Raw genomic sequence first — 23,604 nt, 5'->3', positions numbered from 1 at the left:
ATCAATCTGCGCTACTTGATTCAAGATGAAGACGCGAACGTCTTATCCCAAATGCCGCATTCCGCATCAAGCAGTCCTCTTGATTCGATATATTGAAAATAATTGCATAGCTTTTTAAGCATTTTTTCATCATGTTATATAGAGAATCCTTAATGTGTTGTGATACAAGTAAATTCTGTCACAGAATGAGACGCAATTATGTATGCAAAACGCATCCTCGGCTACGACTTGATTCGTAGTTTCTTTAACCTTCCTTTCAATAAGTTGCGGTTCGGCCGGATTGGCACACAATATCTTCGCTCCGCGAGAAACTAGATGGCTGAGCTGAACGGAACAGACGGCAACGATGGGTTAATCGGCACAAACGACGCCGACACCATCAACGGCGGCGTGGGCGCGGACACAATTGACGGTGGCGCCGGAGCGGACTCGCTCATCGGCGGCCTCGGTGACGATCTGCTGCTCGGCAGCGCGGGCGCCGATTCCTCAATCAACGAGCTAGCCTATGACGATACGCTGGACGGCGGCGCGGGTAACGATACCCTGCGCGCTGGCGGCGGGAATGATACATACGAATTCAGGATCGGCGGCGGTCGGGACCAGATCCTCGACGAATATCACATCTATCCGGAGAATCCTCTGGGTGGACTGCAGCCAGTCCAACAAGTTGACGGCGGTTTCGACACCTTGCGTTTCGGCTCGGGACTGTCGGCCGACGATCTCTGGATCACGGTCAGCGGCGGCGATCTTTACGTTGCTATCAGGCAGCCGGGCGTCGATCTGTTTGATTCCGATGATCTTGTGGTGATCCAGGGTTGGGAAAACACTGAAACCCGGATCGAGCAGTTTGAATTCGATGACGGAACGGTCTGGACCGCAACCGACATCCTGGACAACATCTCCGGCTCCGAAAGTGCCGATTCAATAGACTGGAGCAGCAGCGAAGAAATCACAGTCTCGTCCGGAGAAGGCGACGACTCAGTTAGCTCGGGTTCGGGGGCGGACTCAATCGACGGCGGTGTCGGTGCCGATACTGTGAATGCCGGGGCTGGCAATGACGACGTTTTCGGTGACGAGGGGGGCGACCACCTTTTTGGCGAAGATGGCGACGACACTCTTGGCGGTGGCTCCGGTGACGATGTTGTTGATGGCGGGGACGGCGACGACAGCATTGACGGCGGAGACGGTGACGACCTACTGCGCGGCTCGGGCGGCGAGCGCGGCAATGTTAATGAGGAAGCCGGAAACGATACACTGAGTGGTGGTGCCGGTGCGGATACCTTGCGCGGTGGCGGCGGGGACGATGTCTACCGCTACGGTGTCGGTGACGGCCAAGACCAGATTCACGACGAGTATGTCCTCACGCAGATGGCTCCGGGCGATCAGGTCGCTCTCTTCACCCAAGACCAGTTTGCCGGCGACGATATCCTCTCCTTCGAAGATGGAATCACCGCGAGCGACATCTGGATCGATCTCGTGGGCGATGATCTGATCGTCGGCATCCGCGACGGCGTGTCAGACATCCTTGATCTGGATGATCAAATCACGATCGTCGACTGGCGTGATTCGCTGAACCGGATCGAGACCTTCGAATTCGGCGACGGCAGCCAGATGGATGTCTCTGATATCCTGCAAAATATTTCCGGCAGCGCCGGCGACGACACGCTCACATGGAGCGGCGCTGACGACACCGGGATGGACGGCGCGGGCGGAGACGATTCCCTCTCTGCCGCGGGAGGCGACGATACGCTTTCCGGCGGCGATGGCGACGACACCATCCACCTCGGTAATGGTAACAATCTGGGCGACGGCGGCGACGGCGCGGATACGGTCCTCGGTGGAACCGGTAAGGACACGATCAGCGGTGGTGGCGGAGACGATTATATAGATGGCGGCGCCGGCGAAGATGTCCTTATGGGCAATGACGGCGACGATACGATCCGCGGCAGTGCCGGCCAGCGGGGCACAATCAATGAAACTGCCGCTGACGACACCCTTTCCGGCGGCGCGGGCGATGACGAGTTGCGCGGCGGCGGCGGTAATGACAGCTACGTCTATCAGGCCGGCGAGGGCCGCGACACGATCCTCGACGAATATGTATTCACGGGCCAGTCACCGCTCGGCACCGTCTACTCTCCATACGATAGAGATGGGGGAGAGGCCGACAGCCTGCAGATCGTCGGCGACGATATCCTTCAGAACACCACCTTCTCGCTCGATGGATCAACGCTGAACGTCTCAATCTGGCAGCCCGGCGAGGCCAGCCTGGACGATTACAACGACCTGGTTCAGATCCAGCGCTGGACCGAGGATTTCCGCCGCGTCGAAGACTTCGAGTTCACAGACGACAATGTCACCGTCTCAGATACCCAGCTGATGGATGTCTTCAACTCCATCAGCAGCGGCGACGACGTCATCGATGCGGATTTCATCGGACTAGGCTTCAATGCAGGCGCCGGCAATGATCAGGTCAATGGCAGCGCTTATGCGGACCGGTTCGAGGGCGGCGCCGGAGACGACACGCTGTCCGGCGACGGCGGCAACGATGTGCTGCTTGGCGGCGACGGTGACGACTCCCTTGTTGGCGGTTCTGGCGACGATCTGCTGGATGGCGGCGCGGGCAGCGATACTCTGGTCGGCGGCTCAGGAGCGGACACGTTTTCAGGTACGCCAGACTCCTTCAACGGCGATCTGATCGCGGACTATGACGATCAGGACGTTCTGCACTTCAACGATTCGCAGTTTTCCGAAAGCGCCGTCACACTCACACCCGAAAACGGCCAGACAACGGTTCAAATCGATACCAATGGTGTCGGCTCGCCGGATGTGACATTCACGGTGAATGGCGAGTTCCTTGGCGTCCAGGTAACCCAGAACGGCGGCAATACCGAGCTGAAATTCAGCACGGAATCTCTCGACGACACCCTCTCCGGCACGGCCGATGATGACACGCTGAACGGCGGTGCCGGCAGCGATGATATTTCCGGCGGTGACGGCGACGATTTCCTCATCGGCGGTGACGGCAACGACACCATGGATGGCGAGGGCGGCAACGATACGCTGCTTGGCGGACAGGGCAACGACAGTCTCGACGGCGGTGTCGGCAATGACAGCATCGACGCCGATGCCGGCAGCGACACGATCGATGGCGGTGCCGGAAATGACGTAATCGAAGGCGGCGATGGCGCTGATACTGTCAGCGGCGGCGCGGGCGAGGATACGCTCGACGGTGGCGCGGACGACGACTTGGTCGATGGCGGCACGGGCAATGATGTCATCGACGGCGGTAGCGGTGATGATACCGTTCTCGGCGGCGAAGGCGATGACACGCTCGATGGCGGCGACGGAAACGATCTGGTCGATGGTGGCGCGGGCGATGACAGCCTCGCCGGTGGTGCTGGCGACGATACCGTGCTCGGCAATGAAGGCCAGGATACGCTTGACGGCGGTGACGGCAATGACAGCCTCGATGGTGGCGCGGACGATGATGTGCTCGATGGTGGCGCTGGTGACGACACCGTGCTTGGCGGGGCCGGCGACGACACAATTGATGGCGGGGACGGTAACGATCTGGTCGACGGTGGGGCCGGCAACGACACGGTGACCGGTGGGGCCGGTGACGACACGGTTCTCGGCGGCGACGGCGAAGACACGCTCGGAGGCGGCGACGGTAATGACAGCCTCGATGGCGGCGCGGATAACGACACGCTGACGGCCGGCGCGGGCGACGACACTCTGGTTGGCGGCAGCGGCGATGATGTCGCCGAAGGCGGCTCCGGCAACGACAGCCTGGATGGCGGCTCCGGCGACGACAGCCTTTCCGGCGATGCGGGCGAAGACACGCTTGCGGGCGGCGACGGCAATGACAGTCTCGTCGGCGGAAGCGACGACGATCTGCTGATCGGCGGCGATGGCGACGATACCCTCTCCGGCGAAGCCGGCAACGACACGCTTTTCGGTGACGACGTCGAAGATACCGTGATCGGCGACGACTGGGATGAATTCAACCAAGACGAAGACAGCGTCTCCGGCTCTGACGATGACGACAGCGTTTCCGGTTCTGGCGGCAACGACTCTGTCTCTGGTTCTGACGGTGATGACAGCATTTCCGGTTCTGACGGCGGCGACTCTGTCTCGGGCTCTGACGGTGACGACAGCGTTTCCGGTTCTGACGGCGGTGACTCTGTCTCGGGCTCTGACGGTGACGACAGCGTTTCTGGTTCTGACGGCGACGACTCTGTCTCGGGCTCTGAAGGTGATGACAGCGTCTCCGGTTCCGACGGTGACGACTCTGTCTCAGGCTCTGACGATGACGACAGCGTCTCCGGCTCCGATGAAGACGACACAGTCGTTGGCGAGGACACAAGCGACGGTGGGTTCGACGAAGGTGATTTCACGGTCACCGGCGGCACCGGCGACGATACGATTTCCGGCGATGGCGGCGACGACACCCTGAGCGGCGGTGACGACGACGATGTGCTGATCGGCGACGACACAACGGGCGGCTCTGACAGTGTCGCGGCCAGCGGCAACGACCTTCTCGATGGCGGAGCAGGCAACGACATTGCCTTCGGTGGCGCGGGCAACGACACCATCGACGGCGGTACCGGAGACGACACATTGGTCGGCGGTATCGGCAACGATTCTGTGATTGGCGGCGACGGCGACGACCTGATGCTTGGCGAGGAAGGCGAAGATATCCTTCTTGGCGGCGCGGGCAGCGATACGCTGGTTGGCGGCGACGGCAATGATCTGGTCGACGGCGGTGATGACAGCGATCTGCTGTTCGGCAGCGCCGGTGACGATACGGTCGATGGCGGCGAGGGTGACGATACGGTCCTCGGCGGCACCGGCGACGATGTGGTCCGGGGCGGCGCTGGCAGCGACCTTCTTTATGGCGGCGACGGCGCGGACACTTTCTCGGGCACTGCGGCCGAGCTCAACGGCGATATCATCGCCGACTATGATCAGGCTGGCGGCGATGTCATCCAGATCGACGGTGTTGAGCTGAGTGCCGACGCGTTCTCATTCGAATCCGCTGACGGCAAAACCACCGTTTCCGTCGATACCACGGGCAATGGGACAGCGGACACGACCTTCACTGTCCTCGGCGACTACAATGCCGTTACAACAACCGAGGTGGACGGCAATACCCGAATCTTCTTCGGCACCGACGACGACACCACCAGAGGCGGCGCGACACCGGGCGATGACAGCCTGGTCGGCACGGATGGCGACGACACAATTTCCGGCCTTGCCGGAAACGATACCATTGATGGCGGCGACGGTAACGATCTGGTCGACGGCATGGACGGTGACGATACGGTCACCGGCGGTGCTGGCGACGACACCGTGCTTGGTGGTGCGGGAGAAGACACGCTCGGCGGCGGCACCGGCAATGACTACCTCGACGGCGGTGCCGGCAATGACACGCTGACGGCTGGAGACGGTGCGGATGTTCTGATCGACCTTGAAGGCAACAACGTTATCGAGGGCGGCCAGGGCAATGACACCGTAACCGCAGGCGACGGCGACGACAGCATCAACGGCGATGGCGGTACGGATTACATCCTGGCCGGCGGTGGCAACGATACGATTCATCAGGGCGAGGGCGGCGGCTATATTAATGCCGGCGACGGCGACGATCTGGTTTATGGCGGCTCGAACCCTGGCGAACGAGATCTCATCTTTGGCAATGATGGGAATGACACGATCTACGGCGGCGCAGGCAACGACGAATTCGCCGGCGGTGACGGCGATGACCTGATCTATGGAGAAGAGGGCGACGACCGGATAACCACGCATCGAGGCGCCGATACCATGATCGGTGGAGCTGGCGCTGACACCTTCTCCGGTGGTTTTGAAACGCTTGACGGCGATGTGATCGTTGATTTCGACGCGGAAGAAGGCGATTACGTCGAAACCAGCGAACAAGTCGATCTAGAAGACGTTACGCTGAGCGTCTCGGATGGCAACACGATCGTCGAAATCGATGAGGACAACGACGGCAACGCCGAAGCCACTTTCACGCTGGTGGGTGAATACACCTCCGCGACCGTCGACACTGCCGAAACCGAATACGACCACAGCTACATCCAGTTCCATAAAGAGACGGAAGCCACCGCAACGCCGGGTGACGACAGTCTCGTCGGCACGGACGGGGACGACACCATCACCGGTCTGGCCGGTGACGATACGATCGATGGTGGCAACGGCAACGATCTGGTCGACGGCATGGACGGTGACGACACGGTCACCGGCGGTGCGGGCGACGATACCGTGCTGGGCGGCACGGGTGAAGACACGCTCGGCGGCGGAACCGGAAATGACAGCCTGGATGGCGGCACCGGAAACGACACACTGACTGCGGGTGAAGGCAGTGACACGCTTGAAGGAGGGTCCGGCAATGACATCCTTGAAGGCGGCGCGGATGCCGACACACTCGCGGGCGGCAGCGGCGCGGACAGCTTTGTTGGCGATCTCTCCGACCTGAACGGCGACAGCATCACGGATTACAACCCGGAAGACGGGGACCTTGTCATCGCCAATTCCGAATTCGGCGATGACGCGATTTCCCTCGACTACGCTGATGGCGAGACGACGGTCACCATCAGCGCGGACGGCACGGACTCCACCTTCACGCTCAATGGAGAGTATCACTCGGTCACCACCACGATCGAAAACGGTCAGACGTCCATCTCCTTCTCGACGGACGTCACCGCGACGCTGGGCGATGACAGCCTGATCGGTACGGATGGCGACGACACGATCTCCGGCCTTGCCGGAAACGACACCATTGATGGCGGCGCCGGAAATGATCTGGTCGACGGCATGGACGGTGACGACACGGTCACCGGCGGTGCGGGCGACGACACCGTGCTTGGCGGCGCGGGTGAAGACACGCTCGGCGGCGGAACTGGTAATGACAGCCTTGATGGCGGCACCGGAAACGACACGCTGACCGCAGGTGAAGGCGACGATACGCTTGATGGCGGTGCCGGAAACGATCTGCTCGAAGGCGGCGACGGCAATGACAGCCTGGTTGGCGGTGACGGCACCGGTACACCGGTTATCGAGACCGGCCGCATCGACGGCAGCAACTTCACCTCCACCGACAGCGGCTTCCGCATCACCGCGACCCGTTCTCTCGAAGACGGCAGCCGCAGCGAGCCGAGCGTCGATCATGTGACATCGAGCTCGGACGGCCTCGGTGTCGAAGGCAATACCGGCGGTCCGGGCAATCAGATCGGGTACGATACGGGCCTTGGCTTCTCCGAAGAGCTGATCGTCGAGTTCGACGATACGAGCACGGGCGCCACAATCGAAGTTTCCCGCCTCTTCAGCAATGAGGGCAATGGCGGCGAACAAGGTCACTGGACGGCTTATCGAGACGGCGACGTGGTCGGTGAAGCCGATTTCACAGCCGATAGCGGCTCTTCGACAACCCTCTCCATCGATATTGATGGCGGCTTCGACAAGCTCGTCTTCAGCGCGACCGATTATGCGGACGGCACCAACGGCAGCAGCGATTCAAGCGACTATCTGATCAAAAGCATCGAGTTCACCACCGAAACCGCTGCATCCGGAAACGACGACACGCTGCTTGGCGGCGATGGCGACGATACGATTAATGCGGGCAATGGCGATGACAGTATCGAAGGCGGCGCGGGCGACGACTCGATCCTTACCGGCGAAGGCGACGACACAGTCTACGGTGGTGCCGGTGACGACACCGTCCATTACGGCTCTGGGGACCACGGAGATGATCTGATCATCGGTGGCGAAGGTAACGATTTCCTCGGCGACGGTGCCGGAAACGACACTCTTTCAGGCGGTGTGGGCAACGATTCCCTGTTCAGTGGTGACGGCGAGGATCTGCTCGACGGCGGCGACGGCGACGACTTCATGATCGGCGGCGACCATAACGACACGCTGATCGGCGGGGACGGCAACGACACCCTCTTCGAGAACCATTACAACGACGACGACCTGCTACAGGGCGGCAATGGCGACGACAGGCTCGATGGTGGCGGCGGCAGCGACACCATGGAAGGCGGCGCCGGAGCCGATACCTTCGCAGGTCAGATCTGGGAGCTGAACGGCGACACCATCGCGGACTATGACGCCGATGCCGGCGACAAGGTCCTGGTCTATTCGGATGGCGGCGCCGTCCCGGCTGCTTTCGATGTCAGCAATGTCACGCTGACGGTCGATAACGGTACGACCACCGTCCATATCGACGGCGACGATGACAATGACGCGACCTTCACCATGGTCGGCGAATTCAACTCCGTTACGTCCACGATGGATGGAAACAACACCTATCTCGCCTTCTCAGCTGATGTCACCGCGACGGAAGGCGATGACAGCCTGGTTGGCACGGATGGTGACGACACTATTTCCGGCCTTGCCGGCAACGACACCATTGATGGCGGCGCCGGAAACGATCTGGTCGACGGCATGGATGGTGACGACACGGTCACCGGTGGCGCGGGCGACGACACCGTGCTTGGCGGCGCAGGTGAAGACACGCTTGGCGGCGGCATCGGCGATGACAGCCTGGATGGCGGCGCAGATAACGACACGCTGACCGCAGGCGAAGGTAACGACACACTTGTAGGCGGTGCCGGCAACGATCTCGCCGAGGGCGGCAACGGCGACGACACAGTTCTCGGCGGTGCGGGCGACGATACGCTCTCCGGTGGTGACGGCGCGGACAACCTCGATGGCGGTGCGGGCAACGACACGCTGATCGGCGGCGGTCAGTACGGCTCAACCGAATCCGATACCCTGTCCGGCGGTGAAGGTGACGACGTCCTGTTCGTCTCCGGCGGTGCCAACAGCCTCGATGGCGGCAGCGGGAACGACACCCTTCAAGGTGGCACGGGCGACGACACGCTTAAAGGCGGCGCGGGTGACGACTCCATCATCGGCGGACCGAGTGTGAACGGCGCATTCGGAGACGACGCGCTTCTCGGCGGTGCGGGTAACGATACGCTCGGCGGTGGCCTCGGTAACGATACCTATACCGGCGGCACTGGTACCGATCAGTTCCTGGGCAACCTCAACGAATTGAACGGCGACCACATCGCGGACTACAGCGCGGATGAAGGCGATCTCGTCGTTGCTTATGCCGAGTTCGGCGATGATGCCATAACGCTGGATTATGCGGACGGCCAGACCACGGTCACCATCGACGCGAATGGCGAAACCGCGACCTTCACGGTCACCGGCGAATACCACTCGGTCACAACCACAACCGGGAACGGCCAGACCTCAATCTCCTTCTCGCCGGACGTCACGGCAACGGAGGGCGATGACAGCCTTACCGGAACCAGCGCCGACGATACCATCTCCGGCCTTGGCGGTGATGACACCATCAATGGCGGAGACGGTAATGATCTGGTCGATGGCGGTGACGGAAATGACACGGTCACCGGCGGCAATGGCGACGACACAGTTCTCGGCGGCGCAGGCGACGATACACTCGGTGGCGGACTCGGTGATGACAGCCTTGATGGCGGCAGCGGAAACGACACGCTGACGGCCGGTCAAGGCAATGACACACTGGACGGCGGCGACGGTAACGATCTCGTCGCTGGCGGCCTTGGCGACGACACGGTCACCGGCGGTGCGGGCGACGATACCGTGCTCGGTGGCGAGGGTAACGATACCCTCGGCGGCGGCGCCGGTAATGACAGCCTTGATGGCCATACCGGCGACGACATCCTGACGGCCGGCGCGGGTGCCGACACGCTCAGCGGCGGCGACGGCGATGATTTCCTCGACGGCGGCGCGGGCAATGACAGTCTCGACGGCCATACCGGCAATGACACTCTGTCTGCTGGCGCAGGTGACGACGTGCTCAGCGGCGGCGATGGCAACGATGTCCTGGATGGCAGCGACGGCGATGACAGCCTCGATGGCCATACCGGTAACGACAGCCTCGTGGCGGGTGCCGGAGACGATATGGTCGCTGCCGGAGACGGTGATGACACGCTCGATGGCGGCGACGGTAACGATGTTCTCGACGGCGGCACCGGAAACGATGCCCTGGACGGCGGCGCGGGTGACGACAGCCTGGTCGCGGGCAACGGCGCGGATACGCTCGAAGGCGGCGACGGCAGCGATACGCTGGACGGCGGCGAAGGCGCGGACAACCTCTTGGGCGGTGCCGGTAACGACCAGCTTTCCGGCGGAATCGGCGACGATGTGCTGGACGCCGGTGACGGCGACGATCTGCTTGAAGGCGGCGCGGGTGCAGACACGCTTGCCGGCGGCGCAGGCGCAGACAGCTTCGTCGGCTCCCTCACGGATCTGAACGGCGACGCAATCTCCGACTACGATCCGGAAGATGGCGATCTCGTCATCGCCAATGCCGAATTCGACGATAATGCAGTCACACTGACGGTCGCGAATGGCGAGACCACTGTTGTGATCGACAGCAATGGCGACGGCAGCGCCGATGCTACATTCACCATGGCAGGCGAGTTCAACTCGGTCAGCACGACGACCGAAAACGGCCAAACCTCGATCATCTTCTCGCCGGATGTGACGGCTTCCGAAGGCGATGACAGTCTGACTGGCGGCGGCGGAGACGACACGCTCACCGGCCTTGGCGGCGATGACACCATCGACGGCGGTGACGGAAACGATATCGTCGATGGTGGCGCAGGTAACGACACGGTCACTGGCGGTGCCGGAGACGACACCGTGCTTGGCGGCACTGGTGAAGACACGCTTGGCGGCGGACTTGGCGATGACAGCCTCGATGGCGGCAGCGGAAACGACATTCTGACCGCAGGCGACGGCGAAGACACATTGGCTGGCGGCGATGGAAACGATGTGGCCGAAGGCGGCGACGGCGATGACAGCCTGTTCGGCGGCGATGGCAGCGATGCGCTTTCCGGCGATGCAGGGAATGACCGTCTCGATGGTGGGGCCGGCAACGATACGCTGGTCGGTGGCGAAGGCTCCGACACTCTGTCAGGTGGCGCCGGGCGGGATAGTCTGAATGGTGGCGACGGCGGCGACCTCTACGAGTGGAGCGTCGATTCCAATAGCAACATCCGCCACTACCAGACTGGCGATCCGGAGAACCCGACCGTGGTCGGTGCCGCGGAGAGCTTCAATCCGACCAACCCGGGCCATGCCCAGTACGATAATTACAAGGATGACGGCGAGACCGGCATCGATACGCTGACCGGTACCGACGGCAACGACAATATCGCCCTCGATTTTGGTGGTGAGCGGCTGCAAGGCATCGAAGTCATTGACGGCGGTGCCGGCGATGACGTGCTCGATCTCGCCAGCAACCGGTATGATTATGACGACGCAACGCTGATCGGCGGCGACGGAAACGACGTGCTCTGGGGCAACCAGGGCGAGGATTATCTTGATGGCGGAGCCGACAATGACTGGCTCGCTGGCAATTCCGGCGACGACACGGCCGACGGCGGTGCGGGCGACGACAGGCTCGACGGCAACAGCGGCAACGACAGCCTGCTCGGCGGCGTTGGCGCGGACACGCTCAACGGCGGCAGCGATGCCGACACGCTTGAGGGCGGTGCCGGTGAAGACATCCTTGAGGGCGATAGCGGCGCAGACAGCCTTGAAGGCGGTGATGGCGACGACACTCTCAACGGCGGCGCTGGTGCGGATACACTGCGCGGCGGAGACGGCGAAGACTTCTATCAAGGCAACGCGGACGATCTGAACGGCGACACACTGGCCGATTATGAAGGCGGCGAGACTGTTTCCATCACCAACGCCACCTTCGGGCCGGAAGCCGTTACCCTCACAGTCGATAACGGACAGACCACGGTCGCGATCGACATCACCGGCAGCGGCAGCGCGGACACCACCTTCACGATCGACGGTGAATATCGCGGCGTCATCGCGACCGACGGCAGCGGCAGCGGCAGCACAGACCTCGTCTTCACCGAGGAAGTGCAGGGCCGCATCATTATCGGAACGCCGGACCGCGACCAGATCACCGGGACCGAGGGAGATGACACGGTCAGTGCACTCTCCGACAAAGACACGGTTTTTGCCGGAGAAGGTGACGATCTGGTCTCCGGTATGGACGGCAGTGACAAGCTTTATGGCGAGGCTGGCGATGACACTCTCAGTGGCGGAACGGGCTACGACCACCTTTCAGGCGGCACCGGCAACGACGTCCTGGATGGCGGCGCAGACGGCGATCTTCTGAATGGCGGCGAAGGTGATGACGTTCTGGATGGCGGTGACGGCAACGATCATCTGAGTGGTGATACTGGCCACGATCTGATCAATGGCGGCGACGGACAGGACTATATTCTCGGCGGAACCGGAAACGATACGATCTACGGCGGTGACGACTATGACCGGATCACCGGCGGCGACGGCGACGACCTGATCGACAGTGGTGCCGTATCTGATGCCGTCAGTGGCGGTGATGGAAACGACACGATCTACGGCCGCGACGGAAACGACAGGCTCAGCGGCCAGGATGGCGATGACAGTATTGAAGGCGGCGACGGCACGGACACGCTTGTCGGCAATGACGGTGCAGACACGCTCATCGGCGATGCCGGACGCGACAAGCTGCAAGGTGGTAGTGGAAACGACGTCCTGGATGGCGGCGACGACCGTGACAGTCTTTCAGGACAGGATGGTGACGACAGCATTATCGGCGGCGCTGGCAACGACCATATTGTCGCGGGTAAGGGGAACGATACGGTCAGCGCAGGTGACGACAACGATGTGATCAGTGCCGGCGACGGTGACGACAGTGTCGACGGTGGCAGCGGCGACGATTATATGCGCGGCAACGACGGCAACGACACGATGTCGGGCGGCGAAGGCAACGACAGCGTCTCCGGTGATGACGGCGACGATCTGCTCGATGTTGGGGCCGGCAATGACATGGTCATAGGTGGCTACGGAAACGACACAGTCCTCGGCGGCGACGGAGAAGACAAGCTCGGCGGCGGCCACGGCGATGACAGTCTCGATGGCGGCGACGGTAGCGACACGCTGACCGCCGGCAGCGGCAACGACGTGCTGGTCGGTGGCGCAGGGGACGACATCCTGTCAGGCGGATCCGGCAGCGACACGCTTGTTGGCGGAGCTGGTGCTGACCGGTTCTACGGAAGGCTCTCCGATCTTGACGGCGACGTGCTGGAAGATTACAGCGTCGAAGACGGTGACGAGGTAATCGTCAATAGCAGTATCGACGAAGACGCCATCACTCTGACAGTTGCAGACGGCAAAACCACGGTCTCCATCGATACCAACCATAACGGCCATGCCGAGGCGACTTTTGTCCTGAATGGCGCATTCTCCGAGGTTGAAGCAAATAGCCATCGCGGCAAGACCACCCTCTCCTTCATTCCAGATGAGGTGGCCACCGACGACGACGACAGCCTGCTCGGCACTAGCGCCGACGACACCATTGACGGGCTCGCCGGCAACGACACGATCGATGGCGGAGACGGCAATGATTTGGTTTCCGGCGCAGCGGGCGATGACACGGTCACCGGCGGAGCGGGCGACGATACGGTGCTCGGGAATTCCGGCGACGATACGCTCGGCGGTGGTACGGGTAACGACAGACTCGATGGCGGCACGGGCGACGATACGCTGACGGCCGGCGAAGGCAGCGACACTCTTGTTGGCAGCTTCGGCAGCGACCGTCTTGAAGGCGGTGCTGGCAGCGACACGCTCTACGGCGACGGCGGCAGCGCCTCCGACGTCGAGACAACAACCGTCCGCATCGACTCCTCGAATTTCGGCGAGACCGGCAGCGGCTTCACGGTCACCGCGACCCGCGCGCTTTCGGATGGCAGCCAGAGCGATGCCAGTGTCGACAACATCGTCATCGAGCGCGAGGCACTCGGTGTCGAAGGCACCATGACCCCGGGTGGCATTCCGGATCAACTCGGCTACGACCCGGCTCTCGGCTTCTCCGAGGAACTGATCGTCGATTTCGACACCATGGCGAATGGCGCCAGCGTCGACATCCTTCGACTGTTCTCCAGCGAGGGGAATGGCGGCGAACAGGGACGCTGGACGGCATATCGGGACGGCGAACGTGTCGGTCAGGATGATTTCACGGCCGCCAGCGGCAATGAGACGACGGTTACCATCGATGTGGATGGCGGCTTCGACAGGCTTGTCTTCTCCGCGACCGATTATGCGGGCGGCGATGACGGCAACGCCCATGACAGTAGCGATTATCTGATCCGCAGCATCCAGGTCACCACCGATCCGAGCCTGTCTGCAACGGCGGACGACACCCTGATCGGCGACGACGGCGACGATGTTCTCTATGGGCAGCAGGGCGACGACCTCCTCAATGGCGGTGCGGGCAACGATCTGCTTGAAGGCGGCACCGGTAACGACACGCTGATCGGCGGCGATGCCATCACGTCCGAAGAGCTCGGCCCGGAGTTGATCGTCAATGGTGATTTCGAGAATCTCCCAGGCAACCTGAACCACGGCAAATGGGGTACCTTCAAGGCCATCGACGGCTGGACCGCAGAAGACCTGACCCCGGCGAGTGGCGGCACCGCACCGATCGAAATTCAGCGCGGTACGGTGAGTGGCGCGCCGCAGCAGCCTGACGATTGGGCTGACGACAATCATGTCGCAGAACTCGACAGTCATGCTGAGAACGGCGGCACATCCGGCGATACCAATGTGCTGATGGCACAAACAGTCAATGTCACGGCAGACGGCGAATTCCGCTTCAGCTTTGATTTCGCAGCCCGTCAACGCGGTAATCAGGTCGAGGAAACCAGCGAAATCACTGTCTGGGTCGACGGCCAGCAGGTGTTGAAGATTGACGACGCTGCCAGGGAATGGACGCATCAGACGCTGTCCGTCAGCCTGACGGCCGGTGCTCATGTCATCGCCTTCAGCGGCGGCGACGCGGACGGCACGTCCGACCAGTACGGCGCCCTGATCGACAATGTCTCGCTGCGGCAAATCGCCGAGGCGAACCTGAACGACACCCTGATGGGTGGTGCCGGTGACGATGTTATCTCCGGCGGTACCGGTGCGGACAGCCTGATGGGCGGCGCCGGCAACGATATCTTCCGCGGCACGGCAGAAGAGCTTGAAGGCGACCGGATCGGCGACTACGAGGAGGGCGATTCGATCACCCTTACCGGCCTCGCTCTCGAGCAGGACGATGTCAGCCTGATGGCGGACGGTGCGAACACCCGGGTCTGGATCGACACAGACAATGACGGTGTTCCGGACACATCCTTCCTTCTCGTTGGCAGTTTCGAAGGCGTGGCCGTTTCCGCCGACGGTGATACCACCCTCACCTTCGCTAGCGCCATCGAAGGCACCGAAGACGACGACTCCCTCAACGCCACCGAACTTGAAGACACCCTGGACGGGCTTGCCGGCAACGACACCCTGAATGGCCTCGCCGGTGACGATGTCATCTATGGCGGCGCAGGCGATGACCGTGTCAGTGGCGACGAAGGTGCGGACAGCCTCCATGGCGGTGCTGGCGCAGACAGCCTCTATGCCGATGCGGACGATCAGGTAATCGACGGTGGCGACGGCTTCGACCGGGCCTTCATCAATATCCGGGACGCTCGCGACGGCGCAGACTTCCAGAATGTCGAACAGATCGAGCTCACCGCGAATGCTGCATGGGAATCCGGCTGGTCCCTCTTGACCTCGACGGATATCGACGGCGATGGCGACGAGGACATGCTCTGGCGCAACGACGACAGCGGCCGGGTTACGGCCTGGGCCATGGAAGGCTCCGTCGTGGTCGACCGCAGCAATCTTGGTACTCTGGACAATAACTGGTCGGTCGAGGCCATTGAGGACTTCAACGGCGACGGCACCAACGATCTGCTGATCCGGAACAGTTCCACCGACGCTGTCTCGGTCTGGGAGATAGATGGAACATCCGAGCCAAGTAAGGGCTTCTCCGGCTTCCTCGGCAACAACTGGGATATCCTCGGAACCGGCGATTTCGATGGCGACGGCAAAGAAGACTTCATCGCCCGGAACGACAATGGCGGGGCCGCCTCGGTCTGGCGCATGGATGGCTCTACTCCGCTCGAAAAGAGCTATGCCGGAACCATCGGCGCGGACTGGGATCTGGAATCGGTTGCCGACTTCAACGGCGACGGCAAGGACGATCTGCTGCTGCGTAACAGCGATAGCGGCACCGTCTCGGTCTGGGAAATGAACGGCGGCACGGCCTCGAACAAGAGCGATGCCGGCATCCTGAACTCAGACTGGGATGTCGAGCACGTCTCAGACATGAATGGCGACGGCAAAGACGATCTGGTTCTGCGCAATACCGACACCGGCACCGTTTCGGTCTGGGAAATGAACGGCGGCGTTGCCTCGAACAAAGGCTATGTCGGCGCTCTTGGCTCCGACTGGTCTGTCGAAGGCTTCGCGGACTTCAATGGCGATGGCGCAAGCGACATGCTGGTGCGCAGCGAAAGCGGCGCGGTCTCGGTCTGGGAGATGGATGGAGCGACGTTGCTCAATGCCGGTTATGCGGGTGACATGACCTCCGACTGGACGGTGCACGGCCTCGCCGACTTCAACGGCGATGGCAAAGCGGATATCCTGGCCGAAAACACATCAAGCGGTGCGGTAACTGTCTGGGAAATGGACGGCTCGATGGCAACCAACAAGGGCTTCGTGAAGTCCCTTGGAACAGGCGAGAGCATTACCGACATTGCCGATGTGAACGGTGACGGCAAAGCGGATATCCAGATCGCCTCCGCTGCGAACGACGGCGTCTCCTATTGGGAAATGGATGGTAGCGACCTGAAGAAAGTCGTTCAGGGCGGTCACTATTACATCGACACGCCGTTCATCTAGGGTCCGGCCTTCGGGGGCGGTCATCGCCTCTGAAAACCCATCACTGTCAGATGACTATCCCGACAGATGCATCGCCGGGTCACGGACCGCGTCGAAACTCGGCCGGGCAGAGACCTGGCCGTAATATCGGGCAAGGTTCGGCGAAAGCGCTTTCTCCCCGGCCAGAAGCGCCCAGCGATGCACCCGTATGGTCATCGGTATATCGCCATAGCTCCAGCTATCATCTGCGATGTGACGTGTCCGGGAAAGCTGGTCCTCCACAATACTCCAGGCCCGGGTGAGTGCCCTCCGCGCAGTCTCCGCGACCAATGGATCGCGCTGCTCTTCCGGCAGCCTGATGGTGTGTTTCACCAGAGTGTGCATTGGGGGAATAAGCTCATTGTTCTCCCACATGATCCAGCGGCTCGCCGACGCAAAACGCTCCGTGTTCGATCCGTAGAATCCGTCCGGATCGTATTTCATGGCGAGATATTGCAGAATGGCGTTCGATTCCCAGAGCACGAAACCATCATCCAGGATTGTTGGCACCGTACCGTTCGGGTTCATCGCCCTATACTCCGGCGTATCCACTATGCCAAAAGCCTGATTGCCTTTCGCCACATGGCCGTGTGAACCCATCGTACCGCTGGCCAGTACGAGCTCGTGCGACAGCCCCAACTCCGCCATCGCCAGCAAGACTTTCTGCGTCCGTGCGGACGTCGGTCGCCCCCATATCTTGATACTCATACCCATGTCGCTCCGCATATGTTCTATGGTGCAAGATACAACCTGGCGTGTGGATGTGGTCGCCGTCAGCGCCGTTGAAACATCCTGGCACCCACCCAATCCATTTAATTGGCTTCTGCGAATGACTGGATCAAACAGCCTCTACAAAACGAACGGTTGCGGCGCCATGATACATGACGACAATGTCATTGAAATGCTCTGGTTTTATTTCTGAAGCTAACTATTTTTTAGGGCTTTCCGAGTAGCCTAAGAAATGAGTGACCTTACAATAGAATGGATTTAGATAAATTTTTATTGAATTTATCTTTAAACACCGATAATCAAGGTAACTTAAGGTCAACTGAAGTCCCGGCCCGAGAAACTAGCCGGTTTCGCCCACGCTCTGGAGCAAAGAATGCCAAAGTGGTCGCATGACAGAAATTCCCAGAGGTCCGGTTTGATTAGCGGTGACAATGGTCGTGACACCATCACCGGCTCGTCCGGTGACGATTCGATCTATGGGTATGGCGACAAAGACACGCTCTCCGGCGCCGACGGCAACGACCTGCTTTATGGCGGCGACGGTAACGACTTTCTAAGGGGCGGCGACGGCGACGACATTCTCTACGGCGAAGACGATAAAGACACGCTGAGCGGCGGCGACGGTAATGACGCCCTTTATGGCGGAGACGGTCGTAACAGCCTCTTCGGAAATGACGGCGAAGACTATCTTTACGGCGGCAAACACAAAGACATCATGTACGGCGGCGACGGCAATGACACGTTAATCGGCAACGATGGCAACGATGCCCTGCACGACGTATCCGGCAACAACTATTTCGATGGCGGCGACGGCAAAGACACCATTACCGGCGGCCAGGGCGACGACACCATTCTCGGCGGTGCCGGGAACGACAAAATTATCGGTGGTGCCGGAAACGACAGCATCGATGGCGGCGACGGCAAGGATACCATTTACGGCTCTTACCAGAACGACACCCTCCTCGGCGGCGCCGGAGACGACAAGCTTTACGGCTTTGGCGGCAGTAACAGCATTGATGGCGGCGACGGAAATGATTCCATCGACGGAGACTATGGCAGCGAGACCCTCATCGGTGGCGCGGGCGACGACACAATCTCCGGCAAAGGTGGCAGTGACAGTATTGATGGGGGCGACGGAAACGATTCCATCCGTGGAAATTATGGAAGCGAGACCCTCCTTGGCGGTGCGGGCGAAGACACAATCTCCGGCGACGGCGGCAATGACTTTATAAACGGTGGTGACGATGCTGACCTGATCGTCGCTAAATCCGGGAACGACACACTCTCTGGTGGCACAGGTGACGACACCATTTATGGCGGCGGCGGCCTCGATTCGTTCGACGGCGGCGACGGTAACGACCGGTTGGTCGGAAACTACAGCAACGAAACCTTCACTGGCGGCTCTGGCGACGACACGATCTCCGGTGCAGGCGGCGCGGATCTTATTGAAGGCGGCGACGGCGACGACCTGATCCTGGGCGGCCAGGCCAGCGACACGATCTACGGCAATGCTGGCGACGACACGATCAGCAGCGGCGATGCCAGCGATACCGTCTACGGTGGTAGCGGGAACGATGTCTTCGTCGGGAGCGGTTCCGAGATCAATGGTGACCATTTCGCCGATCTGGATGATGGCGATTCGATCCTGATCACCAATGCAAACATCACCGACGACGAAATCACGCTAACCACGGCAAACGGTATCACCACGGTCGCGATTGACGCTAACAGCAACGGCTGGGCCGAAACCACCTTCACGCTTGATGGCACATTCACAGACGTCGCGCTCGTCCGAAGTGGCGGCGACACCAGTCTCCAGTTCTCATCCGTCCCAACCGGCACCGAAGGCGATGACAGCCTCACCGGAACAGCCGACAGCGACACGCTCAGCGGCCTGGCCGGTGACGATACACTCGACGGTCTTGCCGGTAATGACATCATCGATGGCGGTGCCGGCAACGATGAGATCACCGGTGGCGCGGGCAGCGATGCCCTCTCCGGTGGCGAAGGCTCCGACACGCTTTATGGCGGGTCCGACAGCGACACCCTGTCGGGCGGCGCGGATGCCGATCTGCTTGACGGCGGCGCCGGGAACGACGTTCTCAACGGCGGCGCGGGCGATGACACGATCTCCGCGACAGACGGCAGCGACACGGTCAATGCCGGTGACGGCGACGATGCGATCTATGCAGGCGACGCTGGCGTTGTTGACGGTGGTGCAGGCGACGATACACTCTATGTCGAGACACGCTCCGACCTGGACGGGCTGACGGTCTCCAACGTCGAAGACATTGTCATTGCAGACGAGCAGGCCACGAACGGCGACGACGCCATCAGCGGCTTCGAAGGCAATGACACCCTCAGCGGCCTTGCAGGCAATGACACACTCGACGGTCTTGCCGGTAATGACATCATCGACGGCGGTGTAGGCAACGACGCGATCACCGGTGGCGCGGGCAGCGATGCCCTTTCCGGTGGCGAAGGCTCCGATACACTTTATGGCGGTGCGGACAGCGACACCCTGTCGGGTGGCGCGGATGCCGATGTGCTTGATGGCGGCGCCGGGAACGACGTTCTCAATGGCGGCGCGGGCGACGACACGATCTCCGCAACCGAGGGCAGCGACACGGTCAATGCCGGTGACGGCGACGATGCGATCTATGCAAGTGACTCTGGCGTCATCGATGGCGGTGCAGGCGATGACACGCTTTATGTCGACACCCGCTCCGACCTTGACGGTCTGACGGTCTCCAACGTCGAAGATATCGTCATTGCAGACGAACAGGCCACAGACGGCGACGACGCGATCTCAGGCTTCTCAGACGCGGACACGCTCAGCGGCCTCGCTGGCAACGACACACTCGACGGTCTTGCAGGCAATGATGTCATCGATGGCGGTGCAGGTAACGACGAGATCACCGGTGGTGCAGGCAGCGATGCCCTCTCCGGCGGCGAAGGCTCCGACACGCTTTATGGCGGCACCGACAGCGACACCCTGTCGGGTGGCGCCGATGCCGATCTGCTTGACGGTGGCGCCGGGAATGACATCCTCAACGGCGGTGCGGGCGACGACACGATCTCTGCGACAGACGGCAGCGACACAGTCAATGCCGGTGACGGCGACGATGCCATTTATGCCGGTCAAGACCGTATCGTCACAGGGAATCGCTCCCGTCCGGTCGATAACAGCGTTGTCGACGGCGGTGCCGGTAACGACACGCTCTATGTCGAGACACGCTCACACCTGGACGGTCTGACGGTCTCCAACGTCGAAGACATCGTCATTGCAGACGAACAGGCCACAGACGGCGACGACGCCATCACCGGCTTCGAAGGCAATGACACCCTCAGCGGTCTCGGCGGCGACGACACACTCGATGGTCTGGCCGGTGACGATATTCTGGACGGCGGAGCTGGTAACGACGAGATCACCGGTGGTGCCGGTGACGATACGCTCCAGGGCGGCGCTGGTTCAGATACCCTCTCGGGCGGTGCAGGCAACGATCAGCTTGATGGTGGTGAAGGCTCCGACGTTCTGTATGGCACTGATGGTTCCGACACGCTTTCCGGCGGTGACGGCGCGGACGCGATCTATGCAGGCGACACTGGCGCTGTTGACGGCGGGGCCGGCGACGACACGCTTTATGTCGACACCCGGTCCGACCTGGACGGCCTGACGGTCTCCAACATCGAAGACATCGTCATCGCGGACGAGCAGGCCACAGACGGCGACGACGCTATCTCAGGCTTCGCCGATGCGGACACGCTCAACGGCCTCGCTGGCAACGACACACTCGACGGCCTCGCAGGTAATGACGTTCTCGACGGCGGTGCCGGCAACGACGAGATCACCGGTGGCGCGGGCAGCGATGCCCTCTCCGGTGGCGAAGGCTCCGATACACTTTATGGCGGTGCGGACAGCGACACCCTGTCGGGCGGCGCGGATGCCGATCTGCTCGACGGCGGCGCAGGGAACGATGTTCTCGACGGCGGCGCGGGCGACGACACGATCTCCGCGACAGACGGCAGCGACACCGTCAATGCCGGGGACGGCGACGATGCCATTTATGCAGGTGACACTGGCGTCATTGATGGCGGGGCCGGGAACGACACGCTTTATGTCGACACCCGCTCCGACCTGGACGGCCTGACGGTCTCCAACGTCGAAGACATCGTCATTGCAGACGAGCAGGCCACGAACGGCGACGACGCCATCTCAGGCTTCGCCGATGCGGACACGCTCAGCGGCCTTGCCGGCAACGACACACTTGACGGTCTCGCAGGCAATGACGTCATCGATGGCGGTGCAGGCAACGACGAGATCTCCGGCGGTGCAGGTGACGATACGCTCGACGGCGGCGAAGGCTCCGACACGCTTTATGGCGGGTCCGACAGCGATACTCTGAACGGTGGTGCGGATGCCGATCTGCTGGACGGCGGCGCCGGGAACGATGTTCTCAACGGCGGCGCAGGCGACGACACCCTGAGTGGCGGGTCTGGCAATGATAGCCTTGATGGTGGCGACGGGAACGACCTTCTGATCGGAGAAAGTGAGCAAGTCAGCGGCGACAGGAGTTCCGGGCTGATCAGAAGGGGCGCAGCACCCGTAGGCCCTGTGACCACTGCAGAGGACACGCTTTCCGGCGGGGCCGGCGACGATACATTGTCCGGCGGAGCCGGCGACGATCTTCTGGACGGCGGCAGCGATAACGACCTGCTTGATGGTGGTGCCGGTGACGATACACTTTACGCTGGCTCTGGTTCCGACACGCTTTCCGGCGGTGATGGCGCGGACGCGATCTATGCAGGCGACGCTGGCGTTATCGACGGCGGTGCAGGCGACGATACGCTCTATGTCGACACCCGCTCCGACCTGGACGGGCTGACGGTCTCCAACGTCGAAGACATCGTCATTGCAGACGAGCAGGCAACAGACGGCGACGACGCTATCAGCGGCTTCGCAGACAGCGACACCCTGTCTGGCCTCGCTGGCAACGACACACTCGACGGTCTGGCCGGTAATGACGTCATCGATGGCGGTGCAGGTAACGACGAGATCACCGGTGGCGCGGGCAGCGATGCCCTCTCCGGTGGTGACGGCTCCGACACGCTTTATGGCGGCGCTGACAGCGATACGCTGAACGGTGGCGCGGATGCCGATCTGCTCGACGGCGGCGCCGGGAACGATGTTCTCAATGGCGGCGCGGGCGACGACACAATCTCCGCAACCGAGGGCAGCGACACAGTCAACGCCGGTGACGGCGCGGACGCGATCTATGCAGGCGACGCTGGCGTTATCGATGGCGGCGCCGGGGACGACACGCTCTATGTCGACACCCGCTCCGACCTCGACGGGCTGACGGTCTCCAACGTCGAAGACATCGTCATTGCAGACGAGCAGGCAACAGACGGCGACGACGCTATCAGCGGCTTCGCAGACAGCGACACCCTGTCTGGCCTCGCCGGCAACGACACACTCGACGGTCTTGCCGGTAATGACGTTATCGATGGCGGTGCGGGTAACGACGAGATCACCGGTGGCGCGGGCGACGACACGCTGAGTGGCGGGTCCGACAGCGACACCCTGTCGGGCGGCGCAGATGCCGATCTGCTCGACGGCGGCGCAGGGAACGATGTTCTCAACGGCGGCGCGGGCGACGATACGATCTCCGCAACCGAGGGCAGCGACACGGTCAATGCCGGTGACGGCGCGGATGCGATCTATGCAGGCGACACTGGCGTTATCGATGGCGGCGCCGGGGACGACACGCTCTATGTCGACACCCGCTCCGACCTCGACGGGCTGACGGTCTCCAACGTCGAAGACATCGTCATTGCAGACGAGCAGGCAACAGACGGCGACGATGCTATCAGCGGCTTCGCAGACAGCGACACCCTGTCTGGCCTCGCCGGCAACGACACACTCGACGGTCTTGCCGGTAATGACGTTATCGATGGCGGTGCGGGTAACGACGAGATCACCGGTGGCGCGGGCGACGACACGCT

Annotated in this window: 2 protein-coding genes and 1 pseudogene; 2 read left to right on the top strand and 1 reads right to left on the bottom strand. The window is 61.8% G+C overall.

The window, feature by feature from the left end:
• Window positions 1-315 precede the first annotated feature (315 nt).
• Window positions 316-16,851 carry a calcium-binding protein gene (locus ABJ076_RS19005; protein WP_348313284.1) on the top strand — a complete coding sequence of 5,512 codons (16,536 nt, stop codon included), beginning with the start codon at window positions 316-318 and terminating at the stop codon, window positions 16,849-16,851.
• Between the two features lie 54 nt (window positions 16,852-16,905).
• On the opposite strand, the gene ABJ076_RS19000 is transcribed toward ABJ076_RS19005, so the two are convergent.
• Window positions 16,906-17,577, bottom strand: coding sequence for a glutathione S-transferase family protein (locus ABJ076_RS19000; protein ID WP_348199080.1), 672 nt, complete (start codon window positions 17,575-17,577; stop codon window positions 16,906-16,908).
• Window positions 17,578-17,971: 394 nt separating this feature from the next.
• Between ABJ076_RS19000 and ABJ076_RS18995 the strand changes: the two are divergent.
• Window positions 17,972-23,604: pseudogene (locus ABJ076_RS18995) on the top strand (hypothetical protein); the annotation flags it as partial.

Origin of the sequence: Nisaea sp. (assembly GCF_039990255.1) — a bacterium.
Taxonomy (GTDB): Bacteria; Pseudomonadota; Alphaproteobacteria; order Thalassobaculales; family Thalassobaculaceae; genus Nisaea.
This window is presented reverse-complemented; position numbering and strand designations above follow the sequence as displayed.

Bases quoted from the DNA above. Each gene is read 5' to 3' on its own strand.
- ABJ076_RS19005 (WP_348313284.1), top strand. From the start codon at position 316: ATGGCTGAGCTGAACGGAACAGACGGCAACGATGGGTTAATCGGCACA.
- ABJ076_RS19000 (WP_348199080.1), bottom strand. From the start codon at position 17,577: ATGAGTATCAAGATATGGGGGCGACCGACGTCCGCACGGACGCAGAAA.